The sequence below is a fragment of the Amycolatopsis sp. NPDC043889 genome, assembly GCF_056435645.1.
Genome location: NZ_JBWKEC010000031.1, coordinates 58,654 through 72,834, shown reverse-complemented (window position 1 = coordinate 72,834; position 14,181 = coordinate 58,654). Strand labels below are relative to the sequence as shown.

Annotated in this window: 14 protein-coding genes; all 14 read right to left on the bottom strand. The window is 68.0% G+C overall.

Annotated elements, in window-relative coordinates; genetic code table 11:
- Nucleotides 1–5 precede the first annotated feature (5 nt).
- A complete protein-coding gene (nuoK, locus tag AC0685_RS35810) occupies nt 6–305 on the bottom strand; it encodes an NADH-quinone oxidoreductase subunit NuoK (RefSeq protein ID WP_005151882.1) in 300 nt (99 codons plus the stop codon).
- Nucleotides 302–1,147: an NADH-quinone oxidoreductase subunit J gene (locus AC0685_RS35805; RefSeq protein ID WP_478229523.1), complete on the bottom strand. Its 846-nt coding sequence runs from the start codon at nt 1,145–1,147 to the stop codon at nt 302–304. The genes nuoK and AC0685_RS35805 overlap by 4 nt, the downstream gene beginning before the upstream one ends.
- Complete coding sequence (gene nuoI, locus AC0685_RS35800; protein ID WP_125678873.1) at nt 1,144–1,683, bottom strand: NADH-quinone oxidoreductase subunit NuoI; 540 nt, start codon at nt 1,681–1,683, stop codon at nt 1,144–1,146. Before nuoI ends, AC0685_RS35805 begins: the two co-directional genes overlap by 4 nt.
- Nucleotides 1,670–3,007, bottom strand: a complete 1,338-nt coding sequence (gene nuoH, locus AC0685_RS35795) for an NADH-quinone oxidoreductase subunit NuoH (protein WP_478229522.1) — start codon at nt 3,005–3,007, stop codon at nt 1,670–1,672. Before nuoH ends, nuoI begins: the two co-directional genes overlap by 14 nt.
- Nucleotides 3,004–5,490: an NADH-quinone oxidoreductase subunit G gene (locus AC0685_RS35790; protein WP_478229521.1), complete on the bottom strand. Its 2,487-nt coding sequence runs from the start codon at nt 5,488–5,490 to the stop codon at nt 3,004–3,006. The genes nuoH and AC0685_RS35790 overlap by 4 nt, the downstream gene beginning before the upstream one ends.
- Entirely contained in the window at nt 5,487–6,767 is a 1,281-nt protein-coding gene (gene nuoF, locus AC0685_RS35785; protein ID WP_360957668.1) for an NADH-quinone oxidoreductase subunit NuoF, read from the bottom strand. Before nuoF ends, AC0685_RS35790 begins: the two co-directional genes overlap by 4 nt.
- Entirely contained in the window at nt 6,767–7,639 is an 873-nt protein-coding gene (gene nuoE, locus AC0685_RS35780; RefSeq protein WP_478229520.1) for an NADH-quinone oxidoreductase subunit NuoE, read from the bottom strand. Before nuoE ends, nuoF begins: the two co-directional genes overlap by 1 nt.
- On the bottom strand, nt 7,636–8,967 hold the full coding sequence (locus AC0685_RS35775; RefSeq protein ID WP_378434359.1) for an NADH-quinone oxidoreductase subunit D: 1,332 nt from the start codon (nt 8,965–8,967) through the stop codon (nt 7,636–7,638). Before AC0685_RS35775 ends, nuoE begins: the two co-directional genes overlap by 4 nt.
- Nucleotides 8,964–9,728, bottom strand: coding sequence for an NADH-quinone oxidoreductase subunit C (locus tag AC0685_RS35770; protein ID WP_478229519.1), 765 nt, complete (start codon nt 9,726–9,728; stop codon nt 8,964–8,966). The genes AC0685_RS35775 and AC0685_RS35770 overlap by 4 nt, the downstream gene beginning before the upstream one ends.
- A gap of 5 nt (nt 9,729–9,733) precedes the next feature.
- Complete coding sequence (locus AC0685_RS35765; RefSeq protein ID WP_005151847.1) at nt 9,734–10,282, bottom strand: NuoB/complex I 20 kDa subunit family protein; 549 nt, start codon at nt 10,280–10,282, stop codon at nt 9,734–9,736.
- 6 nt (nt 10,283–10,288) lie between these two features.
- Complete coding sequence (locus AC0685_RS35760) at nt 10,289–10,696, bottom strand: NADH-quinone oxidoreductase subunit A (protein ID WP_340688815.1); 408 nt, start codon at nt 10,694–10,696, stop codon at nt 10,289–10,291.
- A 583-nt stretch (nt 10,697–11,279) separates the two neighbouring features.
- Nucleotides 11,280–12,566, bottom strand: coding sequence for a geranylgeranyl reductase family protein (locus tag AC0685_RS35755; protein WP_340684868.1), 1,287 nt, complete (start codon nt 12,564–12,566; stop codon nt 11,280–11,282).
- A complete protein-coding gene (locus AC0685_RS35750) occupies nt 12,563–13,267 on the bottom strand; it encodes a demethylmenaquinone methyltransferase (protein WP_478229518.1) in 705 nt (234 codons plus the stop codon). Before AC0685_RS35750 ends, AC0685_RS35755 begins: the two co-directional genes overlap by 4 nt.
- 68 nt (nt 13,268–13,335) lie before the next feature.
- Nucleotides 13,336–14,106: an AfsR/SARP family transcriptional regulator gene (locus tag AC0685_RS35745; RefSeq protein WP_340684870.1), complete on the bottom strand. Its 771-nt coding sequence runs from the start codon at nt 14,104–14,106 to the stop codon at nt 13,336–13,338.
- Nucleotides 14,107–14,181 lie beyond the last annotated feature (75 nt).

The window sequence follows — 14,181 nt, the reverse complement described above, 5'->3', positions numbered from 1 at the left end:
GCTCCCTAGTACTTCAGCAGGTTGGTGTCGTCGACCGAGGCCGAACGCCGGGTGCGGAAGATCGCCATGATGATCGCGAGCCCCACCACGACCTCCGCGGCGGCCACGACCATCACGAAGAACGCCATCACCTGGCCGTCCAGCGACCCGTTGATCCGGGCGAACGTGACCAGGGACAGGTTCGCCGCGTTCAGCATCAGCTCGATGCACATGAACACGACGATCGCGTTGCGGCGCACCAGCACCCCGACCGCGCCGATGGCGAACAGCAGCGCGGACAGGAGCAGGTAGTACGTCGGGGTCATTCCTTCTCCCCTTCAGGCTTGCCGACCAGAGCGTGGGCGTCGGGGCCGTCTTCCGTCCCGGCGACCTGCTTACGCTCGTTTTCCAGCTGTGCGGCCGAAGTCGACTCGATGATCTCCGAGAGCGACTCCCTGGCGATCGAGCCGTCGGGCAGCAGCGCCGGGGTGGCGACCGAGTTGGCCGTGGCGAAGACACCCGGTCCGGGCAGCGGCGAAGGCCGGTCGTGCTTGCCGGTGAACCGGTCGACGACGAGTTCCTTCTGGTTCTTCTTGCCGCCCTTGGCGTGCCGGTCGGTGAACGCGAGCACCATCGCGCCGAGCGCGGCGGTGATCAGCAGCGCCGAGGTGAGCTCGAACGGGAACAGGTACTTGGTGAAGATCAGCCGTCCCAGCCCGCCGGGCCCGCCGCCGTCGACGTTCGCCGGGTCGACCGGCAGGGCCGGGGTCACGTTGGCCATCGCGCGGGCGAGACCCGCGGCGAGCAGCCCGCCGACACCGATGCCGAGCAGGGTCGCCATGACCCGCTGTCCGCGCAGTACTTCGACGACCGAGTCGGAACTCTCCCGGCCGACCAGCATCAGCACGAACAGGAACAGCATCATGATCGCGCCGGTGTAGACGATGATCTGCGTGAAGCCGAGGAACGGCGCCTGCTGGATCATGTACAGCGCGCCGAGGCACAGCATCGTGAGCACCAGCCACAGCGCCGAGTGCACGGCGTTGCGGGAGAAGATCATGCCGAGCCCGCCGAGCAGCGCGAGCGGGCCGAGCACCCAGAACGCGATGGTCTCGCCGGTGGTGATCCCGGCCGAAACGTCCGTCTGCGCGAGGAAAGCCGTGATCACTGGACCGGCTCCTTCGGCTCAGCGGGCTTCCGTGCGAGTTCCGGGCCGTTGACGTAGTAGTCCTGCTCGTTGTCGCCCAGCCGCATCGGGTGCGGCGGCTGCTCCATGCCGGGCAGGAGCGGCGCGAGGAGGTCTTCCTTGGTGTAGATCAACCGCTGCCGGTCGTCGTCGGCCAGCTCATAGAAGTTGATCATCGTCAGGGACCGGGTCGGGCAGGCCTCGACGCACAACCCGCAGCCGATGCAGCGCAGGTAGTTGATCTGGTAGTCGGCGCCGTACCGCTCACCGGGCGAGTACCGCGCCTCTTCGGTGTTGTCGCCGCCTTCGACGAAGATCGCGTCCGCCGGGCAGGCCCACGCGCACAGCTCGCAGCCGACGCATTTCTCCAGCCCGTCCGGATGCCGGTTGAGCTGGTGCCTGCCGTGGTAACGCGGAGCCGCGGGGGCGCCCGCCTCCGGGTACTCCTCGGTGGCGACCTTCTTGAACATCATGCCGAAGGTGACACCGAAACCCTTGATGGGATCAAACATCCCCATCGCCGGCCTCCCTTCCACTGGAAACCGCCGCGGGCTTGCGCTTGGCAGCCCGGGCTTCGGCCTTCGCGAGGGCCTTCTGACGCGGGGTCTTCTCCGGGACCTGCAGGTCCAGCGGCGGCACGGGGAATCCGCCGCCGGTCACCGGGACGTAGTCGTCGTCCGGGACCTTCTTGTCCGGGATCAGGAAGCTCAGGATGACGACGAAGAGGATGAGCGCGCCGCCACCGAAGAGGATCTGCGGGGTGGACAGGCCACCCGAGTTCTTGATCGCGCGGACCGTGACGATCACGACGATCCAGACCAGGTTGACCGGCACCAGGACCTTCCAGCCCAGGCGCATGAACTGGTCGTACCGCAGCCGCGGCAGCGTGCCGCGCAGCCAGATGAAGCCGAACAGCAGGATGAACAGCTTGGCGGTGAACCAGATCAGCGGGAGCCAGCCCTGGTTCAGCGCGTGGTCCGCGCCGACGAACGGGAACTTCCAGCCACCGAGGAACAACGTGGTCGCGAACGCCGAAACGATCACCATGTTGACGTACTCGGCGAGGAAGAACATCGCGAACTTCATCGAGCTGTACTCGGTGTGGAAACCGCCGACCAGCTCGGATTCGGCCTCGGGGAGGTCGAACGGCGCGCGGTTGGTCTCGCCGACCATGGAGATCAGGTAGATCACGAAGCTCGGCAGCAGCAGGTAGAAGTACCAGCCGGTCTGCTGCGACTCGACGATCGCCGACGTCGACATCGAACCCGCGTAGAGGATGACGCCCACGATGGACAGACCCATCGCGATCTCGTAGGAGATCACCTGAGCCGCGCTTCGCAGTCCACCGAGCAGCGGATACGGCGAGCCGGACGACCAACCGGCCAGCACCAGGCCGTACACGCCGATCGAGGAGCAGGCGAGGATCACCAGCACGCCGACCGGCAGATCGACCAGCTGGAGCGTGGTCCGCTCACCGAAGATCGAGACCACCGGGCCGAACGGGATCGCGGCCAGCGCGATCAACGCCGGCACCGCGGAGATCACCGGCGCGAGGAAGTACACCTTGCGGTCGGCGGTGTCCGGGATGATCTGTTCCTTGAACGGCAGCTTGATCGCGTCCGCGAGGGACTGCAGGTAGCCGCCGGGGCCGACCCGGTTGGGGCCGGGACGGTTCTGCATCCGGCCGACCGCTTTCCGCTCCCAGACGATCAGGAAGATCGTCAGGATCGGGCCGATCAGCAGGATGACGACCGTCTTGATCAGGATCAGCCACAACGGGTCGTCGGCCAGCAGCGCCGCCCGCTCGGCGGCGTCCGGCATCTGGCTGAGCAACGGAGTCACTTCTCACCTCCGGTGAGGTTGACGGCCGAACCGTGCCCCGCGCCGAGAGAGGCGCGGACGGCCGAGCCGTCGGAGTTGCCCGGGAGCCACACGACGCCGTCCGGCAGGTCCGCGACCTCGATCGGCAACGTGATGGAACCGCGTTCGGTGGAGACCTTCACGGTCTTGCCCAAGCCTTCGGCGGTCTTCGCCGAGAGCTTGGCGACGACCTCGCGCTGCGTGCCCTTGAGATGCGGCTCGCCGTCCTGCAGCGAACCGTTGTCGATCAGCTGCCTCCAGGTGGCGAGGAGAGCCTGACCGTTCCCTGTCTCCGGACGTGCGATGAAAGCGTCCTTCATTGCGAAATCTGCAATGAAAGCGTCCTTCATCTCACGGGCGGGCAGCTTCGCCAGATCGGCGGCCGAAGCGGCCGGGGTCTGTGTGAAGATGTCCGCGTCCATCTCGACGGCGAGGGTGTCGAGCACCCGGCAGTCCGGCAGGGCGCCGGTGCCTTCGAGGGTGACGGCGAACTCGCGGCGGCGGCCTTCCCAGTTCAGGTAGCTGCCCGCCTTCTCGACCGCCGGGGCGATCGGGAGGACGACGTCCGCGTGCTCGGTGACCCCGCTGTGCCGCAGTTCCAGGCTCACCACGAACTTCGCGTTCTCGAGCGCGCGGCGGGCCAGATCCGGGTCCGGCAGGTCGTCCGGGTCGACGCCGCCGACCAGCAGGCCGTCGATGTCCTGACCCGAAGCGGCCTTGAGGATGGCGGTGGTGTCGCGGCCCTCCGTGGCGGGAAGTGTGACGCCCCAAGCCTTTTCGACCTCGGCGCGAGCCTCGGCGTCGGTGACCGAGCGACCACCGGGCAGCAACGTCGGCGCCGCGCCCGCCGCCAGGGCACCGCGTTCACCCGCGCGACGCGGGATCCACGCGAGCCGGGCGCCGGTGCGCTCCACCAGCCGGTGCAGGGCCGAGAACAGGCCAGGGACCTCGGCGGCACGCTCGCCGACGAGGATCACGGCCCCTTCCGAGGCCAGTGCCTGGTCGACGTCCTGCGCGTGCTGCGCGATGCCGTCGATCGCGGCGGCTTCGGAACCCGGCGCGCAGGCCAGCAGTTCGCCGAAGGTCTTGCGGACCGACGAGGTGGTCCACTGTCCCAAGTGGACGACGCGGGTGCGGTTCTTGCGGGCCGCCTTGCGCAGCCGCAGGAACACGATCGGCGCCTCGTCCTCCGGCTCGAACGCGACGCACAGCACCGTGCGCGCCCGCTCGATCTCGCCGAACGTGACGCCGCTTTCCGGTGTCGTCCCGACCACGTGCGACGCGAGGAAGCCCAGCTCCTCGGCCGAGTGCGGGCGGGCGCGGAAGTCGATGTCGTTGGTGCCCAAGGCGATCCGCGCGAACTTCGAGTACGCGTACGCGTCCTCGACGGTCAGGCGGCCACCGGTCAGCACCGCGGCGCCCTTGCCGTCGCGTGCCTTGGCCAGCCCTTCGGCGGCCGCGCGCAGCGCGTCGGTCCAGGAAGCCTCTTCCAGCACGCCGTCGGCGTTGCGGATGAGCGGGCGGCGGATGCGGTCGTCCGCGGTCGAGTAACGGAACGCGAACCGGCCCTTGTCGCAGAGCCACTCTTCATTGACCTCGGGGTCGTCGCCCGCGAGCTTCCGCATGACCTTGCCGCGGCGGAAGTCGGTCCGCTCGGCGCAGCCGGACGAGCAGTGCTCGCACACGCTCGGCGAGGACACCAGGTCGAACGGCCGCGAACGGAACCGGTACGCGGCCGAGGTCAGCGCGCCGACCGGGCAGATCTGGATGACGTTGCCGGAGAAGTACGACTGGAACGGCTGCCCCGACGTGGTCCGGGAAGCCAGGTCCAGCACGTCCGCGGTCTCGGCGGTGCCGATCTGCTGGTGGGCACCGCGTTCGAGCAGCTCGATGAACGGGTCGCCGGCGATCTCGCGGGAGAACCGGGTGCAGCGCTGGCAGAGCACGCACCGCTCGCGGTCCAGCAGGACCTGCGAGGAGATCGGCAGCGGCTTCGGGAACGTCCGCTTCGTGTCGACGAAACGGGAGTCCGCGCGGCCGTGCGCGAGCGCCTGGTTCTGCAGCGGGCACTCGCCGCCCTTGTCGCAGATCGGGCAGTCCAGCGGGTGGTTGATGAGCAGCAGCTCCATCACACCCTGCTGGGCCTTGTCCGCGACGGCCGAGGTCAGCTGGGTCTTCACGACCATGCCGTCGGCGACCGTCATGGTGCACGAGGCCTGCGGCTTCGGCATCGGACGGCCGCCCATTTCGACCTCGACCAGGCACTGGCGGCAGGCACCCGCCGGGTCGAGCAGCGGGTGGTCGCAGAAGCGCGGGATGACCGTGCCGAGCCGTTCGGCGGTGCGGATCAGCAGCTCGCCCTTGGGCGCGATGACCTCTTCACCGTCGATGACCAGCTTGACGTGGCCTTCGGGGACCGGGGTGTCCTCTGTGGACGTCCCGGGCTTGTCGGGTGCGATCGTCATGCCTGCGCCCCCACCAATTCGCGCTTGTTTGCCTGACACAACGCGAGGAACTCCTCGCGGAAGTACTTGATGCCGCTCTGGATCGGCGAGACCGCGCCGTCGCCGAGGGCGCAGAACGAGCGGCCGAGGATGTTGTCGCAGACGTCGAGCAGGGTGTCGATGTCCTCCTCGGTGCCCTTGCCCTCGACCATGCGCTCCAGGATCTGCGCCAGCCAGTACGTGCCCTCGCGGCACGGCGTGCACTTGCCGCAGGACTCGTGCTCGTAGAACTGCGTCCACTTCATCACGGCCCACGGCACGGAAACGGTCTCGTTGAAGACCTGCACGGCCGTCGTGCCCAGCATCGACCCGGCTTCCGCCGCGCCTTCGAAGTCCAGGGGAACATCGAGGTGCTCGGCGGTGAACATCGGCGTGGACGAACCACCCGGCGTCCAGAACTTCAGCGGGATGCCGTCCTTCATGCCGCCCGCCATGTCGAGCAGCTCGCGCAGCGTGGTGCCGAGCGGGCATTCGTACTGGCCGGGCTTCTCGACGTGGCCGGAGATCGAGTAGATCTTCGGGCCGGGCGACTTCTCGCGGCCCATCTCGCGGAACCAGCTCGAGCCACCGTTGACGATGTACGGCGCGCTGGCGATGGTCTCGACGTTGTTGACCGTCGTCGGCGCGGCGTAGAGACCCGCGGCGGCCGGGAACGGCGGCTTGAGCCGCGGCTGGCCGCGACGGCCTTCCAGCGAGTCCAGCAGCGCCGTCTCCTCGCCGCAGATGTACGCCCCGGCGCCCGCGTGCACGGTGATGTCGAGGTCGAATCCGGAGTCGAGGATGTTCTTGCCGAGGTAGCCCGCTTCGTACGCCTCGCGCACGGCCGCGTTGAGACGGCGGATGCAGTGCAGTGCCTCACCGCGGACGTAGATGAAGCAGTGGTGCGAACGCATGGCGTACGAGGCGATGATGCAGCCCTCGATCAGCGAGTGCGGGTCCGCCATCATCAGCGGGATGTCCTTGCAGGTGCCCGGCTCGCCCTCGTCGGCGTTGATGACGAGGTAGTGCGGCTTGTCCTCGTTCGGCGGCATGAAGGACCACTTGATGCCGGCCGGGAAGCCCGCGCCGCCACGGCCGCGGAGGCCGGAGTCCTTGACCAGCTGGACGATCTGCTCGGGAGTGGCCTTGAGCGCCTTGCGGATCGCGGTGTAGCCCTCGAGGGCTTCGTAGGACTGGATCGTCCAGGAGTTGGGCGAAAGCCAGCGCTTCGTGAGGACCGGGGTGATGGGATCGGCCATTACTTCTTCTCCACTTCGGGGAGCGGAACGTCCTTCATGGCGGGAGCGGTCCAGCCGCGGTCCTGCGCGACCTGCGCTCCCCGCAGGGTTTCGACGGCCTGCGAAGGACCGTCGACGTCCGTGCGGTACTGCTGCGCGTCCTCCGGGAAGAACCCGGCGAGCTGCAGTTCGGCGCCCTTGAAGTTCGTCAGCGGCGCGCCGCGCGTCGGGGCCGGCTTCTTGCCCGCCTGCAACGCGTCGACCAGCGCGACGGCCTTTTCCTCGGTCTGGTTGTCGAAGTACTCGTAGTTGACCTGGATGACCGGGGCGAGGTCACAGGCCGCGAGACATTCGGCGTGCTCCAGCGTGATCGAGCCGGGCTCGTTCGGCGTACCCGCGGTCTCGTTGTGCCCCAACGGCTTCTCTTCGGAACCGAGATGCGTCTGGAGCTTCTTGTAGATCGCGTCGCCGCCCATGGCCGCGCAGAGGGTGTTGGTGCAGACGCTCACCAGGTGCTCGCCGCACGGGCGGCGCTTGTACATGGTGTAGAACGTCGCGACCGCGCTGACCTCGGCGTCGGACAGGTCCAGGTTCCGCGCGCAGAAGGCGATGCCCTCCTGGCTCACGTAACCCTGCACCGACTGCACCAGGTGCAGCATCGGCAGCAGCGCCGACCTCGACTGCGGATACCGCGAGATCAGGTTCTGGGCCTTGGCGTAGGTGTCGGCGTCGAAGATGTCTTCGAGCTTCGCGTTCTCCAGGATCCCCTCCGCCTCGGCGGGATCCGGCGCGATCGCGATCACGTCGACGTCACCACCGGCGGCGATATGGGTCTGCTCGGCCAGGCTGGTGCCGGGCTCGGGCGTCGGTGTCGTTCCGGGCTGGGTGCTCAACGGTCCACTCCCCCCATGACGGGGTCGATCGAGGCGATGGCGGCGATCACGTCCGCCACCAGGCCGCCTTCGGCCATCGCGGGCATCGACTGCAGGTTCACGAAGCTCGGTTCGCGCACGTGGACCCGCAGGGGCCTGGTGCCGCCGTCGGAGACCAGATGCACGCCGAGTTCGCCGCGCGGCGATTCCACCGACGTGTAGGTCTGGCCCGGCGGGACCTTGAAGCCCTCGGTGACCAGCTTGAAGTGATGGATCAGCGATTCCATCGACTGGCCCATGATCTTGCGGACGTGCTCGAGCGAGTTGCCCATGCCGTCGCTGCCGATCGAGAGCTGCGCCGGCCAGGCGACCTTCTTGTCCTCGACCATGACCGGGCCCGGTTCGAGCTTCTTCAGGCACTGCTTGATGATCCGCAGGCTCTGGTGCATCTCCTCGACGCGCAGCAGGTAGCGCGCCCAGCAGTCCGCCTCGGTCGAGGTCGGGATGTCGAACTCGAACTCGTCGTAGCGGGAGTACGGCTCGGTCTTGCGCATGTCCCATGGGAGACCGGCGCTGCGCAGCACCGGGCCGGTGACACCGAGCGCGAGGCACGCGTCGACCGGCAGGTACCCGACACCCTTGAGCCGGTTGCGCCAGATCGGCTGACCGGTGAAGAGCTTGTCGTACAAGGGAAGCCGCTCGTCCATCGTCTTGACGAACGCGCTGACGACCTCTTGGTAGTCGTCCGGCATGTCCTGCGCGAGACCGCCGGGGCGGATGAACGCGTGGTTCATCCGGAGACCGGTGAGGTGCTCCAGCAGGTGCAAGACCTCTTCGCGCTCACGGAAGCCGAGCGTCATCGCCGTGGTGGCACCGAGTTCCATCCCGCCGGTGGCGATGTAGACCAGGTGCGAACCGATGCGGTTGATCTCCAGCAGCATCACGCGCAGCAGCTCGGCGCGGCGCGGGGCCTGGATGCCGAGCAGCTTCTCGACACCGAGGCAGTACGCCATCTCGGTCGAGAGCGGGGCGAGGTAGTCCATGCGCGTCACGAAGGTGACGCCCTGGGTCCACGTGCGGTATTCGCAGTTCTTCTCGATCCCGGTGTGCAGGTAGCCGATGACCGAGCGGAGCTGCGTGACGGTCTCGCCCTCCATCTCCAGCACGAGCCGGAGCACGCCGTGCGTCGACGGGTGCTGCGGGCCCATGTTGATGACCATGCGCTCGTCGTGGCGGGAGTCCTCGATGAGGTCTTCCCAGTCACCGCCGGAAACGGTGTAGACGCGGCCTTCGGTCGTGTCGCGGGAGTCGGCTTCGGGAACTTCGGTTGCTTCGTCGTGAATGCTCACGAGTACGACCTCCGCTGGTCCGGCGGCGGGATCTCCGCGCCCTTGTATTCGACCGGGATCCCGCCGAGCGGGTAGTCCTTGCGCTGGGGGTGGCCGTCCCAGTCGTCCGGCATGAGGATGCGGGTCAGCGCCGGGTGGCCGTCGTAGACGATGCCGAACATGTCCCAGGCCTCCCGCTCCTGCCAGTCGGCCGTCGGGTAGACCCCGACCAGCGACGGGACGTGCGGGTCTTCGATGTCGAGGGTGACTTCGAGCCGGATGCGGCGGCGGTAGGTCATCGACGTGAAGTGGTAGACCGAGTGCAGCCGCTGCGGGACGTCGACGCCGTAGTCGACGCCGGACACCGAGCTGAGCAGTTCGAAGCGGAGACCGGCGTCGTCGCGCAGGACCTTGGCGATCTCGACGAGGTGCTCGCGGGAGACGTAGAAGGTGATCTCGCCGCGGTCGACCGTGGTCTGCTGGATCGCGTTCGCCGGGATCTTGTTGTCCGCCAAGGCCGCGTAGAACTCGTCGGCGAATTCGTCGAACCAGCCGCCGTACGGACGCTCCGCCGGGGGAGGGCTGTACGCGGGGAGGCGGACGCCGCCGTAACCGGAGGTGTCGCCGGTGCCGCGCACGCCGAACATGCCCTGGCGCTCTTTACCGGTGACGACCGGCTCGGCCGGGCGGACGCCCTGCGGCTCGAGGCCGCCTTCGGGCCGTTCGGCGCTGGACTGCTCGCCGCCCGTCTCGGGGACTTCGGGGGTGTTGTCTTCGGGCACGTCGCTCACTTCTTCGCGTACTTGATCGAGGAGGCGATCAGCTCGGTGCGCTCACCGCTGGCGGCGCGGATCGCGGCCCGGCGGGCGTTGATCGGCTCGTCCTGGATCTTGGCGTGCAGCTTCAAAATCGCGTCGAGCAGCATCTCGGGGCGCGGCGGGCAGCCGGGGAGGTACATGTCGACCGGGACGATGTGATCGACGCCCTGCACCACGGCGTAGTTGTTGAACATCCCGCCGGACGAGGCGCAGACGCCCATCGCCAGCACCCACTTGGGCTCGGCCATCTGGTCGTAGATCTGGCGGAGCACCGGCGCCATCTTCTGCGTGACGCGGCCGGCGACGATCATCAGATCCGCCTGGCGCGGCGTCGCGCTGAAGCGCTCCATGCCGAAGCGGGCGATGTCGTAGCGGGAACCGCCGACGGTCATCATCTCGATCGCGCAGCAGGCGAGACCGAAGGTGGCGGGCCACATCGAGTTCTTGCGCGCCCAGTTGACCAGGCCTTCGAGGCTGGCGAGCAGGATGCCGTTGGGGAGTTTTTCTTCGAGGCCCATGCTTCTCTAGTTCCAATCCAGGCCGCCGCGACGCCACACGTAGGCGTACGCGAAACCGACCGTCGCGATGAACAGCACGATCTCCACCAGGCCGAACATGCCCAGCGCGTCCGCGGAGACCGCGAACGGGTAGAGGAAGACCATCTCGATGTCGAACAGGATGAACAGCATCGCGGTGATGTAGTACGCGACCGGCATCCGGCCGCCGCCGACGACCGGCTGCGGCGACGGTTCGATACCGCATTCGTAGGCCGCGAGCTTCGCCTTGTTGGCCCGGCTCGGGCCGACGAGCGGGCCGAGCAGCACCGAAAGCACCGCGAACGCGAGAGCGAGGACGAACAAGAGGACCAGGGGGAGGTACATGTCCAGGTTCGGCACCGAGGGGGTGGTCGCCTGGGTCAGCACGGGCAACATCAGCACGGGGTTTTCGCCATCCTTTCCGCGCCGCTGCGGTTTTCGAGTCGGGGTTCACCGCTTCCCTCGGTCGGCACCCTAAGTCACTTGGGTCACACCGCCGAGGGTTAGGCAACCCTTACGGGCCGTGCATGACGGCCCCCTTGCTTGTGAAATAGTTCACAAGCCTCCCGTCGAGGATGTGAAGCGATTCACAAAGCATGAGGCGAGTGTAGGACGTGACTCACATTCTTGTCCCTAGGCCCCGTGCTATAAGGCTGCCCTAACTTGACCGCACGGCCAGTACGGTTACTTCCGGCGTGCGGTACCGATGACCTGCGACGTCGTTCCCAAGATCGGCTTCAGGGGTCCGTTTGACCACATTTGTCCTGTGACCGATACCACTGCCCGGAGTACCCGTGACTGGTCCAGACGTGTGGGACCAACGCAATTGGTCACCTACTTGCGGCCTCTCCCGAAGCGCATGGGTCCGGTTGGTCGTGAGTGGCGATTCGGGTTCTAACCCGAATCGCCACTCACGACCAACCCGACCCAGCACCCGCAGCAACCCAGCCGACGCCCGCCTTCAGGTACTCCGGATCCGTCAGCGCGGAGAGGGCGTCGCCCTCGCCAGAGCAGCGATGAGACGGTCGACGCCGTCCCCGCCCTTGGCGTCGTAGCAGCCCGAAAGTCCCTTGTACACCAACGGAAGGATCGAGTTGATCCGCAGCCCGTACTTCGTCGCGGCGTGCATGATCTTCGGCTTCCCGATCAGCTTCGCGAACACGTTGCCGAGCCGGTAGTAGCCGCCCATCAGCTCCGCGACGGCGCGCGGGTAGCCCTCCAGCGCCCGCTCGCGGGACGGACCCTCGCGGCGCGCCAGCGCCTGCACGACGAACTCCGACGCCAGCTGCGCGGACTCCATCGCCGCCGAGATGCCCTCGCCGTTGAACGGGCTGACCATGCCGCCGGCGTCGCCGAGCAGCAGCAGGCCGTCGCGGTAGTGCGGGGTGCGGTTGAAGCCCATCGGGAGACCGGCGCCGCCGACCTTGCCGATGGCGTTCTCCTCGCGGTAGCCCCATTCCTCGGGCGTCCCGTCGAGCCACTGGCGCAGCAGCGCGCGGTAGTCGGTACTGCGGAACGCGGCCGACGTCGACAGCATGCCGAGGCCGACGTTGACCGTGCCGTCGCCCAGCGGGAACGCCCAGCCGTAGCCGGGCAGCAGCTTGGGGTCGCGCGGGTCCGAGCGGTCCCACAGCTCCAGGTGGCCTTCGATGAACGGGTCGTCGTGGCGCGGGCTCTTGTAGTACTGCCGCACCGCCACGCCCATCGGGCGCTTCTCGTTCTTCTGGATGCCGACGCTCAGCGCGAGCCGCGCCGAGACACCGTCGCAGGCCAGTACCAGCGGAGCGCGGTAGCTCACCGGCGTCTTCTCCGGGCCGACCTTCGCCTCGACGCCGATCACGCGGCCGGTCGGGCTGGTGATGGCACCGGTGACGGTGGTGCGCTCGTAGAGCCGCGCGCCCGCCTTGACCGCGGTCTTCGCGAGCAGGTCGTCGAAGTCCTGACGGGTCCGCGAAACGCCGTACGGCGGGTAGCTGGTCAGGTCCGGCCAGTCGAGCTCCAGCGTGAGCTCGCCGGTGAGGATCCGCAGGCCGCGGCTGTGCACCCAGCCGGCGTCCTCGCTCGTGTCGATCCCCAGGTCGATGAGCTGCTTGACGCCGCGCGGGGTCAGGCCGTCGCCGCACACCTTCTCGCGCGGGAACTCGGTCTTCTCCAGCAGCAGCACGTCGACGCCCGCGCGGGCGAGGTACGTGGCGGCGGTGGAGCCGGCCGGTCCGGCACCGACGACGATGACCTCGGCGTCGTGGTCAGGGTTGCGACGTGTCATGGCCGCGAGTTTACGGAGGGCTTTTTGGCGCGGTGGATGGCGACGACGCCGAACGTGAGGTTCAGCCACTCCACCTCGGTCCACCCGGCGCTCGCGATGATCTCCCCGAGCGTCCGCTGATCCGGCCACGCCAGCATGGATTCGGCCAGGTAGGAGTAGGCCTCGGGGTTCGACGAGGTCCTGGCGCCGACCCACGTCAGCAGCTTCGCGATGAACTTCCGGTGCAGGAACCGGATCGGCGGGAATGTGGGCGTCGACACCTCGCAGATCACCAGACGGCCGCCCGGTTTGACCACCCGCGCGATCTCGGTGAGCGCGGCCTTGGTGTCGACGAAGTTCCGCAGCGCGAGCGAGATGGTCACCGCGTCGAAGCTGTCGTCGGCGAACGGCAGCTTCATCGCGTCGGCGGCCACCATGGGGACGCCGCGGTGCTTGCCGGCCCTGAGCATGCCGACCGAGAAGTCCGCCGCGAGACACCAGGCGCCGTTGCGCGCGTACTCGACGGTGGACACGCCGGTGCCCGCCGCGAGGTCCAGCACCTTCTCGCCGCGTTTGGCGTCCAGCACCCGGCCGGTGATGGTGCGCCAGCGGCGGTCGAAGCCGAAGGTCATGAACGAATTCGCGCGGTCGTAGCCGTCCGCGACGTCGTCGAACATGGCGGCGACTTCGTGCGGATCCTTGTCAAGACTCGCTCGGGACATACCCGAACAGTAACCCCGAGCCCTTGAGACAGGTCACCCAAGCGGGAGCAAAGCGGCGCCCCGTAGGTTCACCTGGCCCGGTGAAGCAACGCCGGGGCACGGTGCGCACCGGCCCCCGCGACCTCGCCGGCGAGGATCCTCCGCTCCAGCAACCGCAGTTCCGGCCCGGGTTCGAGGCCGAGCTGATCGACCGAGACCCGGCGCGCACGCCGGTACGCCGCCAGCGCGTCGGACGTGCGCCCGGCTCGCCAAAGAGCGTCCATCAGGAGGTACTGGGCACGCTGCCGCAACGGGTTCCGCCGCACCAGATCCGCCAGCTCGACGGCCGCGCTCGCGTGCCGCCCGAGGTCCAGTTCGGCCTGGTAGAGCTCTTCGAGCAGGACCAAGCGGTGCTCCGAAAGCCGCATCGTCTCGTCCGAAAGCAGCGGGACGTCGAGGCCTTCGTAAGGCGCGCCATGCCAGTGCGTGAGGGCCTGCCGGATCAGCGAGGCGCGCTGCGCGGGGTCGGCGGACTTGAGCGCTTGACCCGCCAGCGTCTCGAAGGTCTCGACGTCGAGTTCGCCGGGGTGGACCTCCAGCCGGTAGCCGCCGTTGTCGAAGCCGAGCCGGTCGCCTTCGGGCAGGGCCTGCCGCAGCTTGTGGACGTGCCAGTGCAGCTTCGGCACCGCCCGCGGCTCCCACTTGCTCTCCCACAGGGCCTCGGTGAGCACGTTCACCGGCACGAAGGTGTTCGCGCGGACCAGCAGCACGCCGAGGAGCGTTCTCCTCATCCGGCCGTGCAGCGGGACCGACCGCGATCCGGAAGAGATGCTGAACGTGCCCAGTACTTCGAACCTCACGTGCCGTCCTCTCGCTCGATGGCGTGAGGGGACGATGAATGCCGGTTGTACAAAAGAGATACAAAGACCAAGTCT